This is a genomic window from Solihabitans fulvus, from assembly GCF_008386585.1.
Classification (GTDB): domain Bacteria; phylum Actinomycetota; class Actinomycetes; order Mycobacteriales; family Pseudonocardiaceae; genus Solihabitans; species Solihabitans fulvus.
This window is the reverse complement of record NZ_VUOB01000028.1, coordinates 1-22085: the sequence shown is the minus strand read 5'-3', so window position 1 is coordinate 22085 and position 22085 is coordinate 1. Positions and strand designations below refer to the sequence as shown.

The following is a 22085-nucleotide window of genomic DNA, read 5'->3' as shown; positions in this document are numbered from 1 at the left end:
GAGCAACCATGAGCACTGTCGAATCCGCGCCGGTTGTCATCCCGCCGTCGCCCATCCGAACCTCCGCGTTGATGGGCGAGGTCGAACAGGCGTTGTCCATCAAGTACAACAACCTCGTCTACGAGTTGCGCGCGGCCGGGCACGACATCATCACGCTGTCGCTCGGCGAGGCGTTCTTCGACCTGCCCGAGCTGAACTTCGGCAGCCTGACCGGCACCGGCCTGCACCACTACTCGCACTCGCGCGGGCTGGCCGAGCTGCGCGCGCGGCTGGCCAAGTACTACCAGGACGAGTTCGCCGTGCCGGTCGACCCCGACCAGGAGATCCTGGTGACGGCGGGCTCGAAGGCCGCGATCTACATGGTGCTGCTTGCCGTGCTCGACCCCGGCGACGAAGTGATCATCGCGGAGCCGTTCTGGCTGAGCTACCCGGAACAGGTCCGGCTCTGTCGCGGTGAGCCGGTGCTGGTCCCGCACGACGTCAGCGTGTTCGACCTGGCCAGGTACGTGACCCCGCGGACCCGCGCCCTCGTGATCAACAACCCGAACAACCCGTCCGGCCGCGTGTACACCGACGAGGAACTGGAGTTCGTGCACGAACTCGCGGAAACGTACGGCCTGCTGGTCATCGCGGACGAGGCGTACAACGAGTTCGTGCCGCCGACGGGGCCGCCGTTCCGCGCGTGCGGGTCGTTCGACCAGGAGAAGCGGCACACCGTCACGGTCAACTCGATGTCCAAGAACTACGGCATCTCCGGCTGGCGGGTCGGCTACGTGATCGCGCACCGCGACCTGATCGACCAGGTCCTCAAGATCAACCAGCATCTGGTGACCTGCGCCCCGACCATCCTGTCCTGTTATCTGGCCGAGCACTTCGACGACATCCTTGAGGTGACCCGCCCGCAGATCCGCCGCGTCGTGGCGCTGCGCAACGAGGTCGCCGGGTGGCTGGCCGACGCCGGCATCGAGACGCTGCCGGGTTCGGCGTCGTTCTACCTGTTCGCCTCGCTCGGCGAGTCCACGCTGAACTCCAGCGAGTTCACCACGCGGCTGTTGCGGGAGAGCTCGGTCAGCGTGGTCGCCGGCATCGCCTACGGGGAGTCCTGCGACCGGCACATCCGCATCTCGGTCGGCACCGAGTCACCGGAGCGGGTCGCCAGGGGAATCGAGGCGATCCGGGATCTCATCGCCGCCACGAGCCCCCGATGAGGGTCGACCTGGCCGCCGACCTCGGTGAGGGGTTCGGCGACTATCGGATGGGCGACGACGCGGCCCTGTTGGAGATCGTGACGTCGGCAAACATCGCCTGCGGCTTCCACGCCGGCGACCCTCGCATCATGCACGCGACGGTCGCCGAGTGCGTCCGCCGTGGTGTCGGCGTCGGCGCCCATCCCGGTCTGCCCGACCGGGTGGGCTTCGGCCGCCGCACCATGGAGCTGACCCCGCACGAGGTCCGCACCGACGTGCTGTACCAACTGGGCGCGCTCAGCGCGTTCGCGACGGCGCACGGCACGCGGCTGCGGCACGTCACCCCGCACGGACAGCTGGGCAACGTCGCGGCGGTGCGGCCGGACTGGGCCGCGGCCGTGGTCGAGGCCGTCACGGACTTCGACCAGACGCTCGCCGTGGTGGCGTTGGACGGCGCGCTGACGGCGGCGGCGCGGTCCGCGGGCCTGCCCGTCGCGGTGCTCGGCCTTGCCGACCGCGCCTATCAGGAGGACGGCACGCTGGTCCGCCGCTCCTCGCCGGGGGCCGTGCTCACCGACCACGGGCAGGTGGCCGAGCGGGTGGTGCGGATGGTCACCGACGGCACGGTCGAGGCGATCACGGGCAGGGTCGTCGAGCTGCGTCCGGACACCGTGCTGCTGCACGGCGACACCCCGGGGGCCGTCGACCTGGCCAGGACCGTCCGGGCTGCGCTGCGCTCCGCTGGAGTCGCCATCGAGCCCCTCGCCTCGGTCCTGGCCGCGCGGGCATGACGCTGACCGTGGCGCCGTACGGCGATTCGGCGCTGCTGGCCACAGTGTCTGGCGGCAGCGTCGAGGACCGCTGGCTGGCCGTGCGCCGCCTCGCCGACGCCGTCGAGGCCGACGGCATCCCCGGCGTCCTCGACGTGGTCGCCACCTACGACGCCCTGTTGGTGGAGTTCGACTGCGCGCGCACCACCCATGACGAGGTGGCCGGCGCGCTCAGGGACGCCAGGGGCACGGCGGCGGTCCCGACGCCGACGACGTACCGGATCCCGGTCGTCTACGGCGGCGAGCACGGCCCCGATCTGCCAGACGTCGCGGCGCAGCTCGGCCTGACCGAGCGGGACGTCGTGCGCCTGCACACCGAAACCCCGTGGGTGGTGCGGTTTCGCGGCGCTCCGGCCGGCGCGCCGATGATGGACGGCTCCCGCTTTCCCGCCCCGATCAGCCGTTGTCCCCGGCCCCGCACGCACGTCCCGGCCGGCTCGGTCGCCGTGTCCGGGCGGCAGGCGGTGATCTATCCGGTGCGGTCGCCCGGCGGCTGGCGTCTGATCGGGCGGACACCGTTGCGGCTGCTGGACCTCGGCTACCGGCCGGGCGACGTCTTCCGGTTCGAGTCCCATGGCTGACGTGCTGGCCGTGCACCAGGCCGGCATGGTCGCCGTGACCGATCTGGGCCGCCAGGGCCACTCCCGCGACGGCATCCCCCCCAACGGCGCGGCCGACCAGTTCTCGGCGGCCGTGGCGAACATCCTGGTCGGCAACCGGGAGAACAGCCCGCTCATCGAGGTCACCGCGTCGGCGTTCGCCTTCACCACGACCCGCGCCGCGCTGATCTCGGTCACCGGAGCGCCGGCGACGCTGACCTGTGGCGGTCGTCCGCACCGGATGTGGGAGCCCGTCTGCGTGCCGGCCGGCGCGCGGGTCGCCGTGCACAACGTCCACAATGGACTCCGGACTTATGTTGCGGTGCATGGCGAGTTCCAGGTTCCCTTCGTGCTTGGCAGTTGCGCGCCGGACTCGCTGCTGGAGGTCGGCACCTGGCTGAGGGCCGGTGCCGAGCTGGCCGTCGACACCGACTACGTCCCCGTGGACCACCCGGTGTTCCGCCATCCCGTGTTCCGCCTCGCCGCGCCGACGCCCCGCTTCGGCAGCCCGTGGACCATCGACGTCACCGACGGCCCGGCCGGCGCGGACTTCGTCGACCTGGACCGCACCCTGCTGTCCGAGCCGTACCGGATCACGCCAACCAGCAACCACATCGGCCTGCGCCTGAGCGGCCCCGCCCCGACCCGCCTCGACACCCGCGAGCTGCTGTCCCGTGGCGTGCCGGTCGGAGCGGTCGAGGTCACCCCGTCGCGGGAACTGCTGGTGCTGCTGCGCGGCCGACCCGTCACGGCGGGGTATCCCGTGGTCGCCGTCGCCACCCGTGTGGCCCAGTCGGCGCTCGGCCAGGCCGCCCCCGGCCACGTGCTTCGCTTCCGCCGACAGGCGCTGCCCGACGCCGTGGCCGCCTACCGCGCCCGCCGCCGCGCCATGGACGCGCTGACCGCCAGGGTCCGCACCGCCTTCGGGTGCGTCGGAATTCCCTGCCACTGAGCCAGCATCGGCCCGCGCGCGGTCACCCTGTGCTGGTGTACACCGGGATCAGGATGCCGGTCGGCACGCTCGGAAACACGGGGAGATGCGGCAGGAGTTCGGACGGGATCGGATAGGCGGGCAGGCCCGTGGGAAACACCGAAGGGTAGGCCGGTCGCTGGTACGTCGGCGGGTGGTACGCCGGGGTGGGGGAGTGCTGGTTCGAGAGGGACTCAAGCAGGGCGATGAGGACGACGACCGCGACCAGCCCGGAGACCAGCGCGAGGCCGGTGCGTTGCTCGTCGACCGAGGCAAGGTCGTCCTGGAGAGCGGGCGCGTCGGCCGCGTCGTCGTCGGGCGGGTCAAGCGAGTCGCCCGTGCGCACGCCGAGTGCCGACAGGCGGCGGCGCAGCCGGGGGAGGTTGTGCGCCGGATCGGCCACGGTCGCGTCGACGAGCGCGCGAAGCGCGGTGCCGTCGTCCGGGGTGATCAGCCGGCTGGTCCCGGTCCACGGCACCGTCCACCTGGCCGCGCCCGCCCGCGTCAACGCGAGCCCGACCGCGCGGAACACCGCCGTGCGCAACAGTTCGCGCGCCTGCTCCGACGACGACGGAGACGACGACGGAGACGACGACGGAGACGGTCGCGCGGGCACGGCGTTCGCGAGCGCGGTCATCAGGTCGGTCCGTCGGTCCGTGCCGAGCAGGTCGAGGACCGAGCCGAAGGTGAACCCCGTCGCCTGCGGACCCGACCGGGCGTCCCGCACCGCGCGGACCGCCGCCCGCAGCGGCTCGAGCTGTTCGGCGCAGTGCCGGTCGGCGATGGCGTCCGCCCAGTCCCGCCACGGCATCGGGCGCGCGCGGCCGCGCACCCGCCCGAACAGCTCGGCCGGATCCGGCAGCAGGCGCAGCGCGGGCGCGGCGTCCCCGGTGGCGGCGAGATCGGGCGGCCCGCCCGCCGCGGCGTCGAGCCTGGCCAGCCGCTGTTCGAGGCTCGGATGCGAGTCGCGGTTGGGACCCTGCCGGACCGGAGTCGGTGGCCGCTCGCGGAACTCCGTCAGGCGCTCGCGGTAGTCCGGGTCCTCGATCATCGCCAGGAAGGCCCTGAACGGGTCGTCCGGCACCAGGCCGACGCGGCTCAGCGGATCGAGGAACCTGGCGCGGAAGTCCTGCCAGGCAAGGGAGAGTGAGTGCGCGGACCGCAGCGCGTCCTCGGTGACCCGGCTGCCGGTGACCCGCGCGGCGACGGCGTCGGCGTCGTACTCCTGCCGCCGGCGGACCGCGAGGGAGATCCAGTCGTAGCACCGCGCGTAGCCGGACAGCAGCCGCAACGGCACGCCCGCGTACAACCTGGCGACGGGGTTGGCCAGCGCGGTCCGCGCGATGCTCCGTCGTGCCGCGCCGAGCGCGACGGAGCCGCGATAGGTGATCGCGCCGAGCCTGGTGTGCCCGTGCGTGTAGTGGCCGAGTTCGTGACACAGCACGGTGCGCAGCTCGTCGGTGGTCAGGCCGACCAGCAGCGGCGCCCCGACGTACATCCTGCGCCGGCCGGCCAGCAGGCCGAGCAGCGGGGCGGTCTCGCTGACGGCGGCGTTGGCCTCGTCGGTCAGCCGCAGCTCGGCCGGCACCGAGGTGCCGACCCGCGCGGCCAGTTCCCGCACCAGGTCCCACAGTTCGGGCGCGCGCTCCCGGGTGACCGGCACCGAGTTCGGCGGGGTGTCGTCGCCGCCGCTGACGCTGAACACCGCGCGCACGAGCGAGATCAGCACGAGCCCGCCGCCCGCCAGCAGCAGCAGGATGTTGATCTGGAAGCCGCCGTTGGCGATGACCCAGACGGAACCGGCGACGAGCGCCACGCCGACGAGCACGAGCACCGCCAGGAGCAGGTAGGCGCCGACGAGCAGCGCGACCGCCAGCAACGCCCTGAGCGTGAGCGTCATCGCGACCACCTGGCGAGGATTTCCCCGAGGACGCGCCGCCTGCCCCGGTCGTTCTCCTCGATCCCGGCGCGCAGCCAGTCCTCGGTCGCGTGCAGCGTGTCGGCCAGCCATTGCATGGTTCGCGTCGCGCGGTCGAGCGCGGTCGAGCGTTCCTCGACGGCCCGCTCCGTCGGGGATAGATGGCCGAGGCGCGTCGCCGCCAACTCCTTGCTGAGCCTGACGCGTGCCTTCAGCAGGCTCTGGCGCACCGCGTTGTCCGTCATGCCGAGCTCGTCGGCGATCTCGCGCGAGGTCATCCCGTGCAGGAGATGCAGGCCCATCACCATGCGCTGCCGGCCGCGCAGCGCGGCCAGGGCGCCGAGGGCGATCAGCGCCTCGGCGGCCCGTTCGGTGCTGCTGTTCGTCCGCCAGGCGGCCAACTCCAGCGAGTCCAACGAGCTCGACCGCCGCCAGCGCCGCGCCGCCTTCCAGCACCGCTGGCGGACGACGAGGTAGACCCAGGCGTCCGGCGCGTCGTAGCCGCCGACCGTGTCCCATCGACGCAGCGCCTCGGCGTACGCCTCCTGCACCGCGTCCTCCGCGTCGTGCCGGTTGCCGGTCAGGGCCAGCGCTCTGGCGAGCATTCCAGGCGACGAGGACTCGAAGAACTCGCGGAAGCCCGCGGGGGCGACCGTGCCCGCCGTCATCGCGACACCTCCGTGGTCGCCGCCTGTGGGAGGACGATCAGCGTCTCGCCGTCGGCGTGCCGGCTGACCACCACGGACCCCGGCCGGGCCGCGCGCAGCACGGCGGCCAATCCCTTGGTGCGAGCCCGTTCCCTGACCGCGACCGTTCGCCAGGCGGCCACCAGATATGCGATCCTCGCCGCGATGGCGAGGGCGAACACGACGACAGGTTGCCCCATTGTCACGATGCCTCCGTTGGTGCCAGTCAGCACGCCCGTGCCGAACTTGTACCAGGAACAGCCGAGACGGCACCCGGCGTTACCCCGCAATCCCAGGAAAATCCGCGACCTGGATCGGACGGGAACTCAAGGATGACCGATCAGCCCACGTCGGATGGGTCGGCTGACCTCGGCGCTGTGGTCAGCACGCACGCGGTCGACAACGAACGCCGCCGCACGATCGCGGTCGGCGGGCTGGTGCTGGCCGTGTTCGTCGGCATCGCGACCATGGCCGTGCTGTCCGAGCCGGAGCACCCGACGTCCTACCAGCCCAACCAGGGCCAGCTCTCCGGCGCGTTGATCGCGCTGACCGCGTCCTCGTTCGTGATCGGCGCCGTGAACTGGTGGAAGGCGTGGCGCGGCGGCACCGGCGAGTATTTCGAACTTCGCGAGCACGGCTTCGCTCACACGAATTCCAGGCGGACGAGGATATTTCCGTGGGAAACGGTCGCCCATGTTCGCGTCAGGAAGGCGCAGGCGGCGAATCCGATCGCCAGGTACTTCGGCACCCAGTACGTCGCGTCGGTCGCGATCAGGGGCCGGCGCCGGGCGGTGCGGGTGCACGGCCTGGTCCACCGGCACACCGAACTCGCCGAGGCGATCATGGCCAACTGCGGGCCGGCGCCGCCGCTCGTCACCACCCGGCAGCGCCAACTGTGGCTGGCGCTCGCCCTGGGAGGTGTCGGCCTGGTGGCCTTCCTGATCTACTACCTGCGCGCACACCAGGACACCGAGCGCACGATCGACCACGGCTCCTACACCGAGGTGGTCGCGGTGCCCGGCGTCAGCGGCGTTGGCTCGGTCCTCGTCGTGGTGGGACTGGTGGCCGGCGGTGTGCTGGCGATCGTCGGCGTCACCATGGCGCTGCGCAGGGACTGAGGCCGCCGGGCTTCGCCCGTACCGTCAGGGTGATGTGCGCCGCGATGTTCCGCGCGGATCGGTCTGGCGGCCCGGACAGGCGCTAGGCTGAGGCGGCACCACGGGATCACCCCGCGTCGACGCGGACGGATCGACCGTGCTGTGTCAGGCGCCGCTTCGGACCTCGGCGGCGCAGAGTTCCCCTCCGGTCAGGCCATGAGGCACTGCGGGCGGGTTCGACGTGCCAACGCCGTCGGGCCGAGCGGCCGAACCGGTCCACACAGGACACGAGCGACGCGCGTTGCGCGGTCGGAGAGGCTAGGCGGTCGCCGTGGTCAGTCGCCGCGCCAGCCGGCTCGCCCAGGTCCGGCTGTGGGTCGTCGAGGCGGCGGTCGCGAGCGCGCGGCCGATGTCGGTCCAGGTGCTCTGCGAGACCACCGTCGCGCGCCTCGGGGTGACCGGGGCCGTCGTGACGGTGGACAACGCGCCCGGCCGGTCGGAGACCAGGCACGCGACCGACCCGCTCGGCGCGCGCCTCGCCGAACTTCAGGTGACGGTGGGGGAGGGCCCAGGGGTGGACGCGCGGCACGACGGCGGCCCGGTGCTCGTCGCCGACCTCGACACGCGGCACAGCCAGCGCCGGTGGCCGCTGTTCGCGCCGCTGGCCGTCGAGGCGGGCGCCGCCGCCCTGTTCACGTTGCCGCTGTGCGTCGGGGCGATCCGGCTTGGCACGCTCACGCTGCACCGGATCGAGGCCGGTCAGCTGGACGGGGCGACGCTGGCGGACGCGCTGGCGTTCGCCGGGTTCGCCCTGACGCTGTTGCTCGACCAGCAGGCCGGCATACCGTTGGCAGGCGGCGATCCGGCGGACGACGGCCTGCCACTGCGCAGCGCGCAGGTGCACCAGGCGACCGGCATGGTCTCCGCGCAGCTGGACATCGGCATCTCGGACGCGTTCGCCCGCCTGCGCGCGCGGGCGTTCGCCGATCGGCTGCCGCTGAACGAGGTGGCGGCGGACGTGGTCGCCCGCAGACTGCGGTTCGGGTCGACCAACGATGCGCCGTGAGGGGTGACACGAATTCGGTGGCGCGGCCCTACCCTGGTGGCTGAGGTGACGGCGATGGACGATGAACGCCTGATGGCGACGTTTGTCGAGTTGGCGGACACACTGACCGATGACTTCGACCTGATCGAGTTCCTGCACCTGCTGGCCGACAGGTGCGTCGAGCTGCTCGACGTGGACGCGGCCGCGTTGCTGCTGGCCGACCAGCACGCCGAGCTCCAGCTGATCGCCACCTCCAACGAACAGGCGCGACTCGTCGAGCTGTGCCAGTCGCAGTACGACGAGGGGCCCGGCCTCGAGGCCTTCAGGACCGGCGCGAGGGTCAGCAACGCCGACCTGGCCGGCGCTGGTGTGCCGTGGCCGCGGTTCGCCTCGGCGGCGCTGGTGGCGGGGTTCGCCGCCGTCGACGCGCTGCCGATGCGGCTGCGCACCGAGGTGATCGGCACGCTCAAGCTGTTCCGCAGCCGGGCGGGCGAGCTGAGCGCCGACGCCCTGCGGACCGGTCAGGCCCTGGCCGACGTCGCCACCATCGGCCTGCTCCAACAGCGTTCGATCCGCTACCACGAGATCGTGGCCGAGCAGCTGCGGAGGGCGCTGCACAGCCGGGTGGTCATCGAGCAGGCCAAGTGCCTGGTCGCCGAGCGCCTCGGCGTCGATCAGGCCGGTGCCTTCGCCGTGCTGCGCGGCTACGCGCGCGACCACCACCGCAAGCTCGGCGACGTCGCGCACGCGGTCGTCACCGGCCAGACCAGCGCCAACGACCTGATCGGCACGCCAGGGCCGGCCCGCAATCCCGGCTGGTAGCCGCCTCGACGACCGTCCACAGTGGAGCTTGGCGTGTCACGCCGCCGTGCCGGATCGCTGCACGCACCACGCGCTCCGGCAGGGCGAGGGAGTGCACAGCGGCAGCCCCGGGAGCGGGACGAATTGTGCGGCGCCCCACGAACATCCCTGCGGCATCGCGGTGAACTCGGTGATGGCTCGCGACAGCTCCCCAGCCCCTGCGTCGCCCCGGTGCCGGTCCGCCTCCCGCCGCAGGCAGTCCTTGAGCCGAATCGACTATAGGCCCTGGGCGGCGCCCAACACCCGCCCGGCGACCGCGACCGCCTGGTCGACGTCGCCGTCGAGAAGGTGGCTCACCGCAAGGGAGATCAGGCAGAACGCGCGGCTGCGGGCCATCGCGTCGCCGAAGCCGTCGACCGCGGCCGTCAACGCCGGCAGCGCGAGCCGGGTGTGGCTGACATCCACCAGCGCGGCCAGCTCCGTGTGGATGACGCCGGTGATCGCGGAGAAGTCGGTCGCGTCGAAGAAAGCGGCCCAGCGGGGCGGCTCGGTCCCCTCCGCCGCGTCGAACGCGGTGCCAGCGCGCCTGAGCGACGCGGTCGAGTCCGCCGCGAGACCCATCTTCGCGTAGGCCCATGCCTGGTTCGCGCACATGATGGCGACCGCCCGGTCGCTGCCGGATCGCCTCGCGACCTCATCGCCGCGCTGGAACTGGGCGAGGGCCTCGGCAAGCGCGTTGTGGTGCAGGCGCACCCGCCCGATCCGGTAGTGGATGCCTGCCAGCAGGGCGTCGTCGCCGCCGTCCCGAGCCAGCCGCAGCGCCTGGCGGAAGTGCGCCATGGCGGGACGGACCCTGCCGATGTCGAAACACGCCCACCCGACGAGGCCGTGCAGGTCCGCAACCGCCACCGTGAGCCTGCGGGCGACCGGATCCGTCGCCCGCGCCGCCAACAGCGGGCGGACCGAGTTGAGTTCGGCGAGCGCGTCGTCGTGGCAACTGCCGCCGCCGTTGCGATAGTCCTTGGCGCGCAAGGCCGCGGTGACGGATTCGACGCGGGCGGGATCGGACCTGCCGACCCGTCCTGGAGTGGGCGCGAACGGGGTGGGATCGGAGGCGGCCATGGCATGCTCCCTGGCGACTGCTCGGACGCTGCTGATGCGTGGCCCGGGTCCGGGGTCTGCGCGACGGAATGCCTGGGTGCCAAGCGAACGCGCCCTGCCGGGGAACTCGTCGTGCCCAACGGACCCTGCGGGCGGCACCAATACGATAGGCCAGTTCCTGTCGATCGGGTGAGGACGTTTTCCCGACAATTCCTGGCAAATCCTGGCCTTGCCCGGCGTGGCCGAGTAGTTGCGACGCTCGACGAACTGGGTCACCGCGGCTGCGGTCGTCGGGCGGCGGCGCGCGGAACGGTCCGGCCTGCTGGACCCGGGGCCGCCGCTCGCGCGCTGTTCCCACCGGGGTGCCGGTGTGACACAGTGAGTCCTGGGCGCGTTGACCGTGACCGCACCGGTTTCCGGCGAGGTCGCAGGTCCGCACCGTCCGACCACCCCCACAGAACGGTCGACCGCCGAGGGCTCCGCCGAGGTGATCACCAAGCTGGGTCGGGACGCGATCGCCGCGCCCGTGGTAGTCGCTGTGCGCTGAGGATGGTGACGGTGGCCATGACGTCGATGCGGAACAACGAGTTCGATGGTCTGTCCGCGCCGGGACTGAGCTGTTACGTGGAGGCGGTCGCCGGCGCGATCGGCCTGTCCCCGGCCGGAATCGGTTCGGAGATCGCGGACACGGCCACCGCCTATATCGCCCTGACCGCACGGAGTTCGGCCCTGCCCGACCGCGACCTCATGCTGGCCTGGACCGACACCGCGGGCTGGGTGCTGGCCACCGAGCCCGCCAGGCCGGGGCAGGCGCCCGTCGTGCTCGCGCGGCTGACGGGCGACGTGCTGCCGACCCCGTCGACGGTGGCCCGCTTCGTCGCCATGGTGCTGGCGGGCCAGCACGTCGACCAGGCGCCGGGAACCCTGCGGGGCCCGGCCACCGAGCTGGCCGACCGGCTGGCCGGTTACCACCGCCCGCCGCACCCCAGGTTGGCCAGGATCATCTGAGCCGCCCACCACGACTGAGCCGCCCACCCGCGACCCGACGGCCGGCGAGGCGGCGTGCCTCGGCATCGTGACTCGGCATCGTGCGGGGCGTCCGGTATCGCCACCCTCGTCGCGTTCGGCCGCCGGTTCGCCGGGGCAGGACCGCGCCGAATCGGCAACCGCGCTGACCACTCCGTGCGACAATCCACGCCAGTTCGCCTGCAACGTCACCCAATGGACGAGACCGTTGCGTGGAGGTCCGGTGGAGTTCCGAATCCTGGGTCCGGTCGAGGTCGAAGGCCCCGGGGGACGGCTGCGGATTCGTGGCGACAAGATGACGGCCCTGCTCGGCGCGTTTCTCAGCGAGCCGAACCGAATGGTGTCCATCGACCGCCTGATGGACGCCGTGTGGGGCGAGGACCCGACCGGCACCGGGCTGAACGCCCTGCACGTCAGCGTGTCGCGGCTGCGGAAGCTGTTGACCGAGGGCGACCCCGAGCAGCGGCTTCGGGTGGTCACCCACGCGACGGGCTACCAGCTCAGGATCGATCCAGGCGAACTCGACCTCGAGGTGTTCCGCCGGCACGTGCAGCGCGGGCGCGCCGCCGCGACCGAGGGGCGCTTCGAAACGGCGGCCGACGCCTTCGCGGCCGCCGTCGCGGTCTGGCGCGGGCCTGCGCTGGCCACCGTGCAGCGCCCTTTTGCCGCCGCACTCGCCGCCGTGCTCGAGGGCGAACGCCTGGACGCGCTCGAATGGTGGATCGAGGCGCGCCTCGCCCTCGGCCAGGCGGCCGACCTGATCCCCGACGCGCGCAACCTGGTCAACTCCAACCCGCTGCGGGAACGCCTGAGCGGCCTGCTGATGCTGGCCCTGTACCGGACCGGCCGCCAGGCCGAGGCCCTCGAAACCTTCCGGGACATCCGCGCGGTCCTGATCGAGGAACTCGGCATCGAGCCGGGCCCCGAGCTCCAACTGCTGCACCAGCGGATCCTCAGCAACGACCCGGTCATCGCGCGCGGCGAACCGAGGGCGGCGCCGAGGCTGCCGCAGCAGCTGCCGGCCGACGTCGCCACGTTCGTCGGCCGCGAGACCGAGATAGCCGAGCTGGCCGCCCTGCTCACCCAGCCGACCCCGCACACGATGGTGATCACGGTGATCGCCGGCACCGCCGGGGTCGGCAAGACCGCGCTCGCCGTGCACTGGGCGCACCAGATCCGCGAACGGTTCCCCGACGGACAGCTCTACGTCGACTTCCACGGCTACGCCTCGGACCCGCCGATGGCGCCGACCGAGGCGCTGGCCAGGTTCCTGCGCGCGCTCGGGGTGCCGCCAACCCAGGTGCCCGTCGACCTCGACGAGCAGTCCGCGCTGTACCGGTCCCTGTTGGCCGGCAAGCACATGCTGGTGCTGCTGGACAACGTCGCCGACGTCGGCCAGGTGCGGCCGCTGCTGCCGGGCACGCCGACCTGCGTCGTCATGACCACCAGCCGCAACGACCTTCGCGGGCTGTCGGCGATGCACGACGCGCGGCGGCTCTCGCTCGACGCGCTCACCTCCGGCGAGGCCGTCGACCTGCTCGCCAACATGGTCGGCGAGGACCGGGTGGCCGCCGAGCCCGACGCGGCGCGGGCCGTCACCAGGCTCTGCGGGCGGCTCCCGCTGGCGCTGCGCATCGCCGCGGCGAACCTCGCCGACCGCCCCGGCCTGCTGCTGGCCGACGCCGCCACCGAGCTGGCCGACGGAAACCCGTTGCGGCAGCTGGAACTTCCCGGCGACCCCGAGCTGGCCGTCCGCTCGGCGTTCGGTCACTCCTACACCAGGCTCGACCCGGCAAGCCAGCGCCTGTTCGGTCTGCTCGGCGGCCTGCCGGGACCCGACTTCAGCTCGGCGGTGGTCGCCGCGATGGCCGAGCTGTCCCACCAGGACGCGGTGCGCGGCCTCGAACGGCTGGCCGTCGCGCACCTGATCGAGGTGTCGACGCCGGGCCGCTACCGGTTCCACGACCTGCTCCGGCACTACGCGCGCGAACGCGTCGCCGCCGACGCGAGCGTCGAACACGACGCCGCGGTCGGGCGGCTGCTCGACTGGTACCTCCAGACCGCCTACCGCGCCACCGGGGTGCTCAATCCGCACCAGCGAAGGATCTTCGAGCTGGCCCCGCCGGCGACGACCTTCCCGCCGCTGGAGTTCGCCGGGCACGAACAGGCGTTGGCCTGGTGCGAGACCGAGCGGGCCAACCTGGTCGCCGCGGTCCGCTGCGCCGCCGAGGTAGGGCAGGGCGCCATCGCGTGGCGGCTGGCGGCGTCGCTGTGGTGGTTCTTCCTGTTCCGCAGGCATGTGCGGGACTGGCGCGACACCCACGAGACGGGCCTCGCCGTCGCGCGCGGACTAGGCGACCGGTACGCAGAAGCGTGGATGCTCAACGGCCTCGGCGGCGCGCTCCGCGAGCTGCACGAGTACGACGAGTCCGTCGACTGCTGCCGGCGGGCCAGGACGATCTCCCGCGATATCGGCGACCGACGGGGCGAGAGCGCGAACCTGCACAACCTTGGCGAGGCCCACCACCGGGCCGGCAGGTTCGACGAGGCCGTCGAGTGCTGCCGGCAGGCGCTGTCCATCCGGCGGGAGGTCGACGACCGGTGGGGCGAGGCGGCCGACCTCACCCTGCTGGCCGAGCTGTCCCGGCTGCTCGGCCGCTTCGACCACGCCCTCGACCACGCCAGGTCGGCGGTCCGGCTGTGGCGCGAGGCGGGCGTCCGCCTCGGCGAGGCCGCCGGCCTGAACGTCATCGGCGAGATCCACCGGGCCATGGGGCGTTTCCGCGAGGCCATCGATACCTACCGGCAGGCGCTGGCCATCCGCCACACGGTCGGGGACCAGTGGGGCGAGGGCGAGACGCTGGACAACCTCGGCCAGGCCCTGCTGCGCTGCGGCCGGGTCGCCGAGGCTCGCGACTGCTGGCGCAGGGCGCTCGCGATCTTCACCGAGCGCAGGCATCCTCGCGCCGCCACCGTCGGGGCGCAGTTGCAGGACCTCGACGACAGCGGCGCGGCCTGAGCTAGTCGCCGATCATCACCGGCAGGGTGGCGTACCCGTGCAGCGTCAACCGGTCCCGCCTGGTCGGCGGGCCCGACAGTGCGAGCCCGGGGAATCGGTTCAGCAGCAACGGAAACGCCAGCTGCGCCTGCATCCTGGCCAGTGCGGCGCCGAGGCAGAAGTGCGGGCCAGCGCCGAAGCTCAGCGGCTGGTTGTCCGGCCGCTCCGGCACGAACTCGTCCGGACGCTCGAACCGCGCGGGATCGCGGCACGCCGACCCGATCGCCAGGATCGCTTCCCTGCCCTGCGGCACCGGGACTCCGGCGATCTCGGTGTCGCGGTCCGCCCACCGCGAGGTGACGTGCACCGGAGGGTCGTACCGCAGCATCTCCTCGACGTAGCTCGGCGCGAGTTCCGGATTGGTGCGCAGCCGCGCCGACTCGGCGGGCCGGTCCAGCAGCAGCGCGAGGCCGTTGCCGAGCAGGTGGCTCGTGGTCTCGAAGCCGGCCGCGAGCAGCAGCACCAGGTTCGCCGTCAGCTCGTGGGCGGCCAACCGCAGGTGCGGGGAGGCCTGCACCAGCGCGCCGATCAGGTCCTCGCGCGGCGACCGGCGCCGCTCGGCCACCTGCCCGGCCATGTACTCGCGCAACGCGTCGGCGGCCGCGTCGGCGGCGCCGAGCTGCGCCTGGTCGGGCATCGTCTCCAGCGCGACGGACAGGTCGGCGACCTGCGCACGAAGCCAGCCTCGGTCGGCCGCCGGGATGCCGAGCAGCTCGCCGCTGACCGCGACCGGCAGCCGAACGGCGAACTCGGCGACGAAGTCCACCGGCGCGCCGTCCGCGCCCAACTCGGCGAGCCGGTCGACGGCCGCGCCGACCAGCTCGCGTACCGGATCGCGCAGGGCGGCCACGCGGCGGGCGCTGAACGCGGTGCCGGCCAGCCGCCGCATGCGCTCGTGGTCGGGGGCCCCGGCGAACAACATCGACTCGCGGAGCACGCGCAGCGAGGAGTGCTCGCGCCAGTTCGGCACGCTCGCGTCGAGGTAGCCGGCGTGCTCGACCGCGAAGCCCGGGTCGCGGAGCACCCGGTCGCAGTCCGCGTGCCTGGTGAGGACCACGTAGTTGCCGATCGGCAGCACCGGGGTCTGCTCGCGGAGCACGGCGTAGTAGCGGTAGGGATCGCCCCGGCCCGCCGGGCTCAGCAGCGCGGTGATCGCTTCCTGGACGCCGATCTCGTCGGCGTGCACGGCTGGGGAATCCACGCGCCCAGCATCGACCGTCCCCGGCGTGCCCGGCTACGCCCGAACGGGTTGCCGGACCGTCCGATCAGGAGCGTCGTAGAGGCGGGACGCGACGTCCTGTCGCGGGCCGCCCTGCTGTCGAGGCGCTGGTCTGTCGCGGTCGGGCCGTCGCGGCCGGGTTGTCGCGGGTAGGTTGTCGCGGGTAGGTCGACTGTTACGGCCTGGCCGAGCTGTGCGGCACGGTCTGCGTCGATCTCGGCACGGTGACCAGCAGCTGCTGGCCGCCGCTGGCCACCAGCCCGACGCCGGGTGACCAGATCCTGGCCCGCGCGCCGACCAGCCCGCCGCCCGCCGCCAGCCCCTCGCTCTCGACCAGCAGCCACTCGCCGGCTGGCGTGGCGCCGTGGAAGGTCAGGTGCAGGTCGACGGTCGGCGCGATGAAGGCGAGTTCCCGCGCGGCGAAACCCCGTGCCACAGTGGGGAATCCGGTGATGTCGGCCGCGACGGCGCAGCGCCCGGCGTCCAGCCACGGGTCGCCGGGGAAGGTGGCCTGCTCGCGGAACCGCAGCCACGCCTGGCCTTTCGGCTCGGCGGCCGGCCGGTCCGGGTCGATGCGGACCTCGCCGATCGGCCGGACCTCGTAGTTCCGCCACAGCGTGAGCGGTGTGCCACCGGCCGCGACGACCAGGTCCTCCATTGTGGACAGTTCCAGTGGCGGAGGAGCCGAGGGCGCGTCGCTCCACTGGCGATCCGGGCCAGGCAGTCCGTCAGCCACCGTCCACACGCTGGCCGACAGGATCTGCTTGGCGCCCTGGAACATCTCGACCCGCAGCAGCTCGGCGCGCCGGCCGGCGCGCAGCCTCGCGACCTGCAACTCGACCGGGTCGAACGTGGCGCTGCCGATGAACCCGCACGTCAGCGTCGCCGGTCGAGACAGCGCCGTGGCGGCTCCCGCCGCGCGCAGCGCGATGGCGGCCAGGTAGCCGCCGTTGGGGCCCCACATCGCCCAGTCCTGCGACAGCGTGGCCCGGTACCGGTCATCGCCGACCGGCTCGATGCTGGTGTCCGCGTCCAGGTTTCCCATGGCTCCTTCCTAACGGGGTCGTCTCGGTCCGGCAAGCGGGGCACCGGCCGATGTCAGCGGCACGAAAGAGACCGCCGCGACACTTCGAGTGCTCGTTTCTGGTGTCAGGAAAGCGTCGGATGCGCGGTCTCTGGAGACTCGATGCATGACGAAACAACATCCGTCCTGATCGTCGGCGGTGGACTCGCCGGACTGTCGACCGCCCTGTTCCTCGGTCAGCACCGCGTGCCGGCGCTGCTGGTGGAACGGCACGTCGGCACCGCGATCCACGCCAGAACGCCCGGCTACAACGCCAGAACCATGGAGTTGTTCCGGGCGGCCGGCGTCGAGCAGGACATCCGGCTCGCGGACGACTGGCCCGTGGACCGGACCGGGATGCTGTGGGTGGAGACGTTGGCCGGCAGGGAGATCGGCTGGCTGGAACCACCGGAGTTCAACACCGACCAACGCGTGTTGGCGCAGGTGAGCCCGGCGACCTGGGCGGTCTGCCGGCAGGACAGGTTGGAGCCGGTGCTTCGCGCACACGCCGAACGACTCGGCGGCGACCTCCGGTTCGGCACCAGGATGGTGTCCTTGGAGGAGCGCGATGCCGGCGGGGTCACCGCGCTCCTCGAGGACCGAGACACCGGGGCTCGCCGCACCGTGCGCGCGCGGTACCTGGTGGTCGCCGAGGGGACGAAGGCCGAGATCAGGGGGCAGCTCGGCATCGGCCTCAACGGGCTCGGCGTGCTCGACCACCGGGTCAGCATCTGGTTCCGCGCCGACCTCGGCGCGGCCAGGCGGGGGCGCGGGCTCGTGCTGTGCATGGTGCGCAACACCCAGGTGTCGGGGTTCATGCGGATCACCACGGGCGACGAGGCCTCGCTGACCGTCAGTTATCGGCCTGACCTCGGCGAACGGGTCGACGACTTCACCGAGGAGCGGTGCGTGGAGCTGGTGCGGGCCGCCGTCGGCGAGCCCGGCCTGGCCGTGCGGGTCGAGACGGTGTCGCCATGGGAGCTGACAGCGGGCGTCGCGCGCCGATATCGACACGGTCCGGTGTTCCTCGTCGGCGACTCGGCGCACTCCATGCCGCCCGCCGGCGCGTACGGCGCGAACACCGGCATCCAGGACGGACACAACCTGGCGTGGAAGCTCGCCCTCGTGCTGTCCGGGCAGGCCGACGATCGGCTGCTCGACACCTACGAGGACGAGCGGCGGCCGGTTGCGGAGCTCACCGTGCACGAGACCGTGGCCCGCTGGCGCTCCTGGTTCGCGGCTGGCCCTGACGCTGGTTCAGATGCTGGTTCAGATGCTGGTTCGGGCGCGGGCTCAGGTGCGGGCGGCAGTCCGCTTGCGGACGATCTGGCGTTGACCTTTGGCCATCGCTATCGGTCGACAGCCGTGCTCGCCGAGTCCGCCGGCGACGACGCGGCCACGCCGCTGGAGGACCCTCGACGGGCGACCGGCCGGCCAGGGGTCCGGCTGCCGCACCTCTGGCTGATCCGCGACGGGGTCCGCGTCTCCACAGTGGACCTCTGCCGGTCCACGTTCGCGCTGCTGAGCGGCGCGGAGGGGGACGAGTGGCACCACGCCGGCCGGCGCGTCGGCATGCGCCTCGGGCTGCCCTTGGCCTGCCACCGCCTCGGGCTGGGCACGGAACTCGACGATGTGGACGGACGGTGGCCGCACGCCTTCGGGATCGCCGCCTCCGGCGTCGTGCTGGTTCGGCCGGACGGGATCGTCGCCTGGCGCGCCCCGACGCTGGTCGACGCGCCGGAGCGCGTCCTGGAGGGCGTCTTGCTGCGCCTGCTGCGGCGCGCCGACGCGGACCGGGCGGGCCCGCCGGCACCCTGATGGACGATGGCGGCGCCGTCGCGGGGCTGCGAGTCTGATGCTGCCGCGTCAGCTGGCGCAGACAACCACATCGGACTGTTCGGCGACGCCGCCGTGGCGTGCCGGAAGGGGTGTCGTGATAGCACGCGTTCGGCTGCGTGGCGTCGGCCATGTCGTCGGCTCCGAGACGGTCAGCAACACGGACGTGGCCTCCGCTCTTGGCCTCCCGCCGACCTGGCTGACGGATCGAACGGGCATCCGGTGCCGGCGGGTGTGCGGCGACGGCGAGGACGTGCTCGGGCTCGCCGTCGACGCCGTGACGCGGGCCTGCGCCGACGCGTCGCTGTCCATGTCGGACCTCGGCGACGAGACCATGCTGCTGCACATCCAGTCCGGGCATGTGGCGTTCACGCCGCCGGGCGGCGTGCTCCTCGCCGGCCGACTTGGATTGGATCGTGTGCGCGTGCTCGGACTGGACGGCGTGTGTGCCGAGCCGATCGCCGGCCTGGAGTACGCCGTCCTGATGTTGCAGGCCGGCCGGTGCGCGCGGGTCGTGCTCTCCACCTCGGCCGACTTCGTGTCCTACGTCGACCCGAAGGACGCGGCGACGGTCGGGCTCTTCGGGGCGGGTGCGAGCGCCGTCGTCCTCGAACGGGCGCAGGCGGACGAACCGGCCGGGACAGTGCGCGGCCTGCGCTGGGAAACCCATGCGGAGCACTGGAAACTAGGGCGGCTGCCCATCCTGCGGGCCACCCCGCACGACGCGCACGTCTCGCTCGACGTCGGCTACTACCAGATGGACGGTCAGCGGCTCGCCCGCGTCGCGATCAGGGCGATGCCGGCGATGGTCGGCAAGGTCCTTGAGGAGGCCGGCTGGGCGATCGGGGACATCGATCTCGTCATTGCCCACCAGCCCAACGCGAAGATGCTCGAGATGGGTGTCCGCGCGCTCGGCCTGAACGCCAACATCGTGCCGATGCCGGTGCGGGAGTTGGGAAACATGGGTCCGGCTAGCCTGTTCGTGAACCTGTCCCTCGCGCGTGCGGCCGGCCGGACTCCGGCGGGCACCAGGTTGCTGCTTATCGCGTTCGGGCTGGGTTTCTCCTGTGGGGCGGCGGCTATCGAGCTGTGACTGCGGTTCGGTGGTTGGTGGGTGAGCGGTTGTTGGGTCAGTGGTTATGGCGCTGGAAGAATGACCAGATCAGGTCTGTGGCGTCCACGGTTTTTGTCGGCCACGCGTGCGTGCCGCCCTCGATTGTGTAGAGGAGGACCTCGCTGCCGTCGCGGCAGCCGGTGTAGGTCGTCGTGCCGACGGTCGGGGTGATCCGCGCGTCGACCGGTGTCGGCGAACAGTGGTCCGCCGTCGCCCACTGTGCGGTCACCTCGGGAATGCTGTGCTGCCACCGGGAGTTCTTGCCGCCGAGGTAGGGGTTGACGGTGTCTGCGGTGCCGTGGAAGGAGACGACCGGCATCGGTCGGCTCGGTTGGCAGCGCTGCGGGAACCGCAGCCCCGACACCGGTGCGATGGCCGCGACCCGGTCGGACAGCTCGCAGCCGACCTGCGAGGCCATCCGGCCGCCGCCGGAGAATCCCGTGACATAGACCCGATTGGTGTCCAGGCACACCGTGTGGCCCATCGCAGTGATGGCGTCCCGGAGGAACCGGAGGTCGTCGGGGGCGTTGGGCGGCGGGACCTTGCCGGTGACCAGTCCGACGCCGGGCACGTGCCAGAGAAAGCCGGCCCGGTGTCGGCCGGCCGACACGGGCAGGCCGGCCTGCGGGGCGAGCACCGCGAAGCCTGCCCGGTCGGCGGTGGCCGTGATGGTGGTGCGGTCGAGTTCCTCGCGCGGGGTGCTGCCGCTGCCGTGCAGGTCCAACACCAGGGGCACTCGCGCGGTCGGGGTGACCGTGCGCGGCAGGTACAGCAGCGCGAGGCGTTCCGCGCCGCCGGAGACGATGCGTCGAGTCGTCAGTCCCGCCGGGACGACCGGGCGCCGGCACGGATCGGTCCGGTTCGACTCGTCGCCGGCGAGGACGGTGGGCGTGGCGGTCGACGCCGACAGGGTGGAGGCCGCGAGCAGCACGACCACGCCGGCCAGCATTGTCCTCGCCCATCGGCCCCGGCGCATGTCGGCAGCGTGCCAGAGTCGCGTGAGGTTCGCCTGGTGAGGTGAGAGGGAACCTTCGGTTGGTTGGGGGCGTTGGTTTGGGTGCAAGAGCCATTCGGGCGAAGGGTTCTACGGACGGGAGTGTCACCATGGGTCTGTTCGCGAAGGCAGCGGTGCTCGCCGGCGCGGCCGGCATCGCGCGCCGGTACGCCAAGAAGAATCCGGAGAAGGTCAACAAGCTCGCCGACCAGGTGAGTGATGTGATCAACCGGCGCACCAACGGCAAGTACAGCAGTCAGGTCGACGCGGCCGTTCGTGGGGTCAGGAAGACCACTGGTCGTCGGCCGTCGGACGGTGACGCGGCTGGGCATGCCTCTGGTGCGGGTGCCTGAGCGGGGTTTGTTCGCGGTCGGCGTCAGCGTGAGTGAACGGGCCTCACTGTAGTCATTTGGTCAGCGCCAGCTCGGCGGCGTGATCGGCCGCCCACTGCGCGAGCGTGCGTCCCGGCCTGCCGGTGACTCGCTCGAACGCCGGCGAGACCTCGGGCGGTTCCTCGGCGTACTCGGCCTGGTAACCCAGCACGTACTCGGCGACCTCCATCGGCAGCCCGGCCTCGATGTACGCCGTCCGGCTCTGTCCGTAGGTCTGTGCCTCGAAGCGAATCGGGCGGCCCAGCCCCGCGCCGATCGCGGCTGCCTGCTCCCGATGGCTGAGCGCCTCCGGGCCGGTCAGGGTGTAGGCGCGCCCGGCATGGCCATCCTCCAGCAACGCGGCAACGGCCACCTCGGCGATGTCGGCCTCGTGGATCGGTACTCCCAGTGCGTCCGGAAAGGCGTTGCGCACAACGCTTGTGGCGCGAATGGACTGACCCCAGGTGTCCAGTTTGTTCACCGCGAACTCACCCGGTCGCAGGTGTGTCCACTCCAGACCGGAGGCCTCGATGACCTGCTCCACCTCGTGCAGCAGTTCGTAACTCCCGGCCCGGCGGATGGTGACCGCAGCGCCGGACAGACACACGATTCGCCGCACGCCAGCGTCCTCGGCGAGGTGGACAAAGGACTTCGCGAGTTCGGCCGTTCGCTCGGGAACGGCGAACGTCGGCAGGTAGTGCACCCGATCCACGCCGTCGAACGCCTTCAGCATGGTGTCAGGTCGGGTCAGGTCGCCCGCGATCACCTCGACCTCGGCCGGCAGCCTGGCCGCCGCCGGATCGCGGGTCAGTGCCCGCACGTGCTGACCGGCGGCCACGAGTTGACCGACCACGCCCCGGCCGACAGTTCCAGTCGCGCCGGTTACCAGGATCGTCATGACTTGCTCCTTCGGTTTGCTCTACGACTTGAGCAATTCCGAAGCTAGCCAAGGGGGATTCGTCCTCGCATATGATTAGTGCCCGTTTTGTGATGTGTGACACGCTCTGGCCGTTTTGATAGGCGGGGCGCTCTGGCCGTTTGATAAGTGGGACGGTTCGGGCCGTGTGCCAGGTGGGGGCGCTCTGGCCGGCGACTCGCTTCGCTCCCTGCCCGGTTTCTGAGCTACCTGTGTTTATTGGGCCTCGCTCCGCTCGGCCGGGCGAGTTCGCC

General features: G+C 72.1%; 20 protein-coding genes. 12 read left to right on the top strand and 8 right to left on the bottom strand.

Annotated elements, in window-relative coordinates:
- Positions 1-8 precede the first annotated feature (8 nt).
- Genes F0L68_RS16490 through F0L68_RS16475 form a run of 4 tightly spaced genes read left to right on the top strand, consistent with a single transcriptional unit; the run spans position 9 to position 3568 of the window.
- Complete coding sequence (locus F0L68_RS16490; RefSeq protein WP_149850472.1) at positions 9-1208, top strand: pyridoxal phosphate-dependent aminotransferase; 1200 nt, start codon at positions 9-11, stop codon at positions 1206-1208.
- Complete coding sequence (locus tag F0L68_RS16485) at positions 1205-1978, top strand: LamB/YcsF family protein (protein WP_149850471.1); 774 nt, start codon at positions 1205-1207, stop codon at positions 1976-1978. The genes F0L68_RS16490 and F0L68_RS16485 overlap by 4 nt, the downstream gene beginning before the upstream one ends.
- Positions 1975-2598: a 5-oxoprolinase subunit B family protein gene (locus tag F0L68_RS16480; protein WP_149850470.1), complete on the top strand. Its 624-nt coding sequence runs from the start codon at positions 1975-1977 to the stop codon at positions 2596-2598. Before F0L68_RS16485 ends, F0L68_RS16480 begins: the two co-directional genes overlap by 4 nt.
- On the top strand, positions 2591-3568 hold the full coding sequence (locus F0L68_RS16475; RefSeq protein ID WP_149850469.1) for a 5-oxoprolinase subunit C family protein: 978 nt from the start codon (positions 2591-2593) through the stop codon (positions 3566-3568). The genes F0L68_RS16480 and F0L68_RS16475 overlap by 8 nt, the downstream gene beginning before the upstream one ends.
- Before the next feature lie 22 nt (positions 3569-3590).
- Here the strand turns inward: F0L68_RS16475 and F0L68_RS16470 are convergent, their stop codons facing one another.
- From F0L68_RS16470 to F0L68_RS16460, 3 genes are read right to left on the bottom strand one after another with little or no spacing between them, the layout of a single operon-like run.
- Complete coding sequence (locus F0L68_RS16470; RefSeq protein WP_188316610.1) at positions 3591-5486, bottom strand: M48 family metalloprotease; 1896 nt, start codon at positions 5484-5486, stop codon at positions 3591-3593.
- Positions 5483-6172, bottom strand: coding sequence for an RNA polymerase sigma factor (locus F0L68_RS16465; protein ID WP_149850467.1), 690 nt, complete (start codon positions 6170-6172; stop codon positions 5483-5485). The genes F0L68_RS16470 and F0L68_RS16465 overlap by 4 nt, the downstream gene beginning before the upstream one ends.
- Positions 6169-6390: a hypothetical protein gene (locus F0L68_RS16460; protein WP_149850466.1), complete on the bottom strand. Its 222-nt coding sequence runs from the start codon at positions 6388-6390 to the stop codon at positions 6169-6171. Before F0L68_RS16460 ends, F0L68_RS16465 begins: the two co-directional genes overlap by 4 nt.
- Positions 6391-6522: 132 nt before the next feature.
- On the opposite strand from F0L68_RS16460, the gene F0L68_RS16455 reads away from it, so the two are divergent.
- From F0L68_RS16455 to F0L68_RS16445, 3 genes are all read left to right on the top strand, one after another.
- Entirely contained in the window at positions 6523-7308 is a 786-nt protein-coding gene (locus F0L68_RS16455) for a hypothetical protein (RefSeq protein ID WP_149850465.1), read from the top strand.
- Positions 7309-7618: 310 nt separating this feature from the next.
- A complete protein-coding gene (locus F0L68_RS16450) occupies positions 7619-8353 on the top strand; it encodes an ANTAR domain-containing protein (protein WP_149850464.1) in 735 nt (244 codons plus the stop codon).
- A gap of 54 nt (positions 8354-8407) precedes the next feature.
- Entirely contained in the window at positions 8408-9154 is a 747-nt protein-coding gene (locus F0L68_RS16445; RefSeq protein WP_149850463.1) for a GAF and ANTAR domain-containing protein, read from the top strand.
- Positions 9155-9409: 255 nt separating this feature from the next.
- Here F0L68_RS16445 and F0L68_RS16440 read toward each other — a convergent pair whose 3' ends face one another.
- Entirely contained in the window at positions 9410-10255 is an 846-nt protein-coding gene (locus F0L68_RS16440) for an NsdA family TPR-like regulatory protein (RefSeq protein ID WP_149850462.1), read from the bottom strand.
- Positions 10256-10798: 543 nt separating this feature from the next.
- On the opposite strand from F0L68_RS16440, the gene F0L68_RS16435 reads away from it, so the two are divergent.
- Entirely contained in the window at positions 10799-11242 is a 444-nt protein-coding gene (locus F0L68_RS16435; protein WP_149850461.1) for a DUF6292 family protein, read from the top strand.
- Between the two features lie 241 nt (positions 11243-11483).
- On the top strand, positions 11484-14279 hold the full coding sequence (locus F0L68_RS16430; RefSeq protein WP_149850460.1) for an AfsR/SARP family transcriptional regulator: 2796 nt from the start codon (positions 11484-11486) through the stop codon (positions 14277-14279).
- Between the two features lies 1 nt (position 14280).
- Here the strand turns inward: F0L68_RS16430 and F0L68_RS16425 are convergent, their stop codons facing one another.
- Both F0L68_RS16425 and F0L68_RS16420 read right to left on the bottom strand, forming a co-directional pair.
- The gene (locus F0L68_RS16425; protein ID WP_223198840.1) at positions 14281-15519 is read right to left on the bottom strand and encodes a cytochrome P450; all 1239 of its coding nucleotides are present in this window, start codon (positions 15517-15519) and stop codon (positions 14281-14283) included.
- 193 nt (positions 15520-15712) lie between these two features.
- Positions 15713-16582: a thioesterase family protein gene (locus tag F0L68_RS16420; RefSeq protein WP_149850459.1), complete on the bottom strand. Its 870-nt coding sequence runs from the start codon at positions 16580-16582 to the stop codon at positions 15713-15715.
- Between the two features lie 141 nt (positions 16583-16723).
- On the opposite strand from F0L68_RS16420, the gene F0L68_RS16415 reads away from it, so the two are divergent.
- Together F0L68_RS16415 and F0L68_RS16410 are read left to right on the top strand one after the other, a co-directional pair.
- Positions 16724-18418 carry an FAD-dependent oxidoreductase gene (locus F0L68_RS16415; RefSeq protein ID WP_149850458.1) on the top strand — a complete coding sequence of 565 codons (1695 nt, stop codon included), beginning with the start codon at positions 16724-16726 and terminating at the stop codon, positions 18416-18418.
- Positions 18419-18533: 115 nt separating this feature from the next.
- A complete protein-coding gene (locus tag F0L68_RS16410; RefSeq protein ID WP_188316609.1) occupies positions 18534-19529 on the top strand; it encodes a 3-oxoacyl-ACP synthase III family protein in 996 nt (331 codons plus the stop codon).
- A gap of 37 nt (positions 19530-19566) precedes the next feature.
- On the opposite strand, the gene F0L68_RS16405 is transcribed toward F0L68_RS16410, so the two are convergent.
- Positions 19567-20526, bottom strand: a complete 960-nt coding sequence (locus tag F0L68_RS16405; protein WP_149850456.1) for a CE1 family esterase — start codon at positions 20524-20526, stop codon at positions 19567-19569.
- A 128-nt stretch (positions 20527-20654) separates the two neighbouring features.
- On the opposite strand from F0L68_RS16405, the gene F0L68_RS16400 reads away from it, so the two are divergent.
- Positions 20655-20897, top strand: a complete 243-nt coding sequence (locus F0L68_RS16400; RefSeq protein WP_149850455.1) for an antitoxin — start codon at positions 20655-20657, stop codon at positions 20895-20897.
- Between the two features lie 52 nt (positions 20898-20949).
- On the opposite strand, the gene F0L68_RS16395 is transcribed toward F0L68_RS16400, so the two are convergent.
- Positions 20950-21813: an NAD(P)H-binding protein gene (locus tag F0L68_RS16395; RefSeq protein WP_149850454.1), complete on the bottom strand. Its 864-nt coding sequence runs from the start codon at positions 21811-21813 to the stop codon at positions 20950-20952.
- Positions 21814-22085 lie beyond the last annotated feature (272 nt).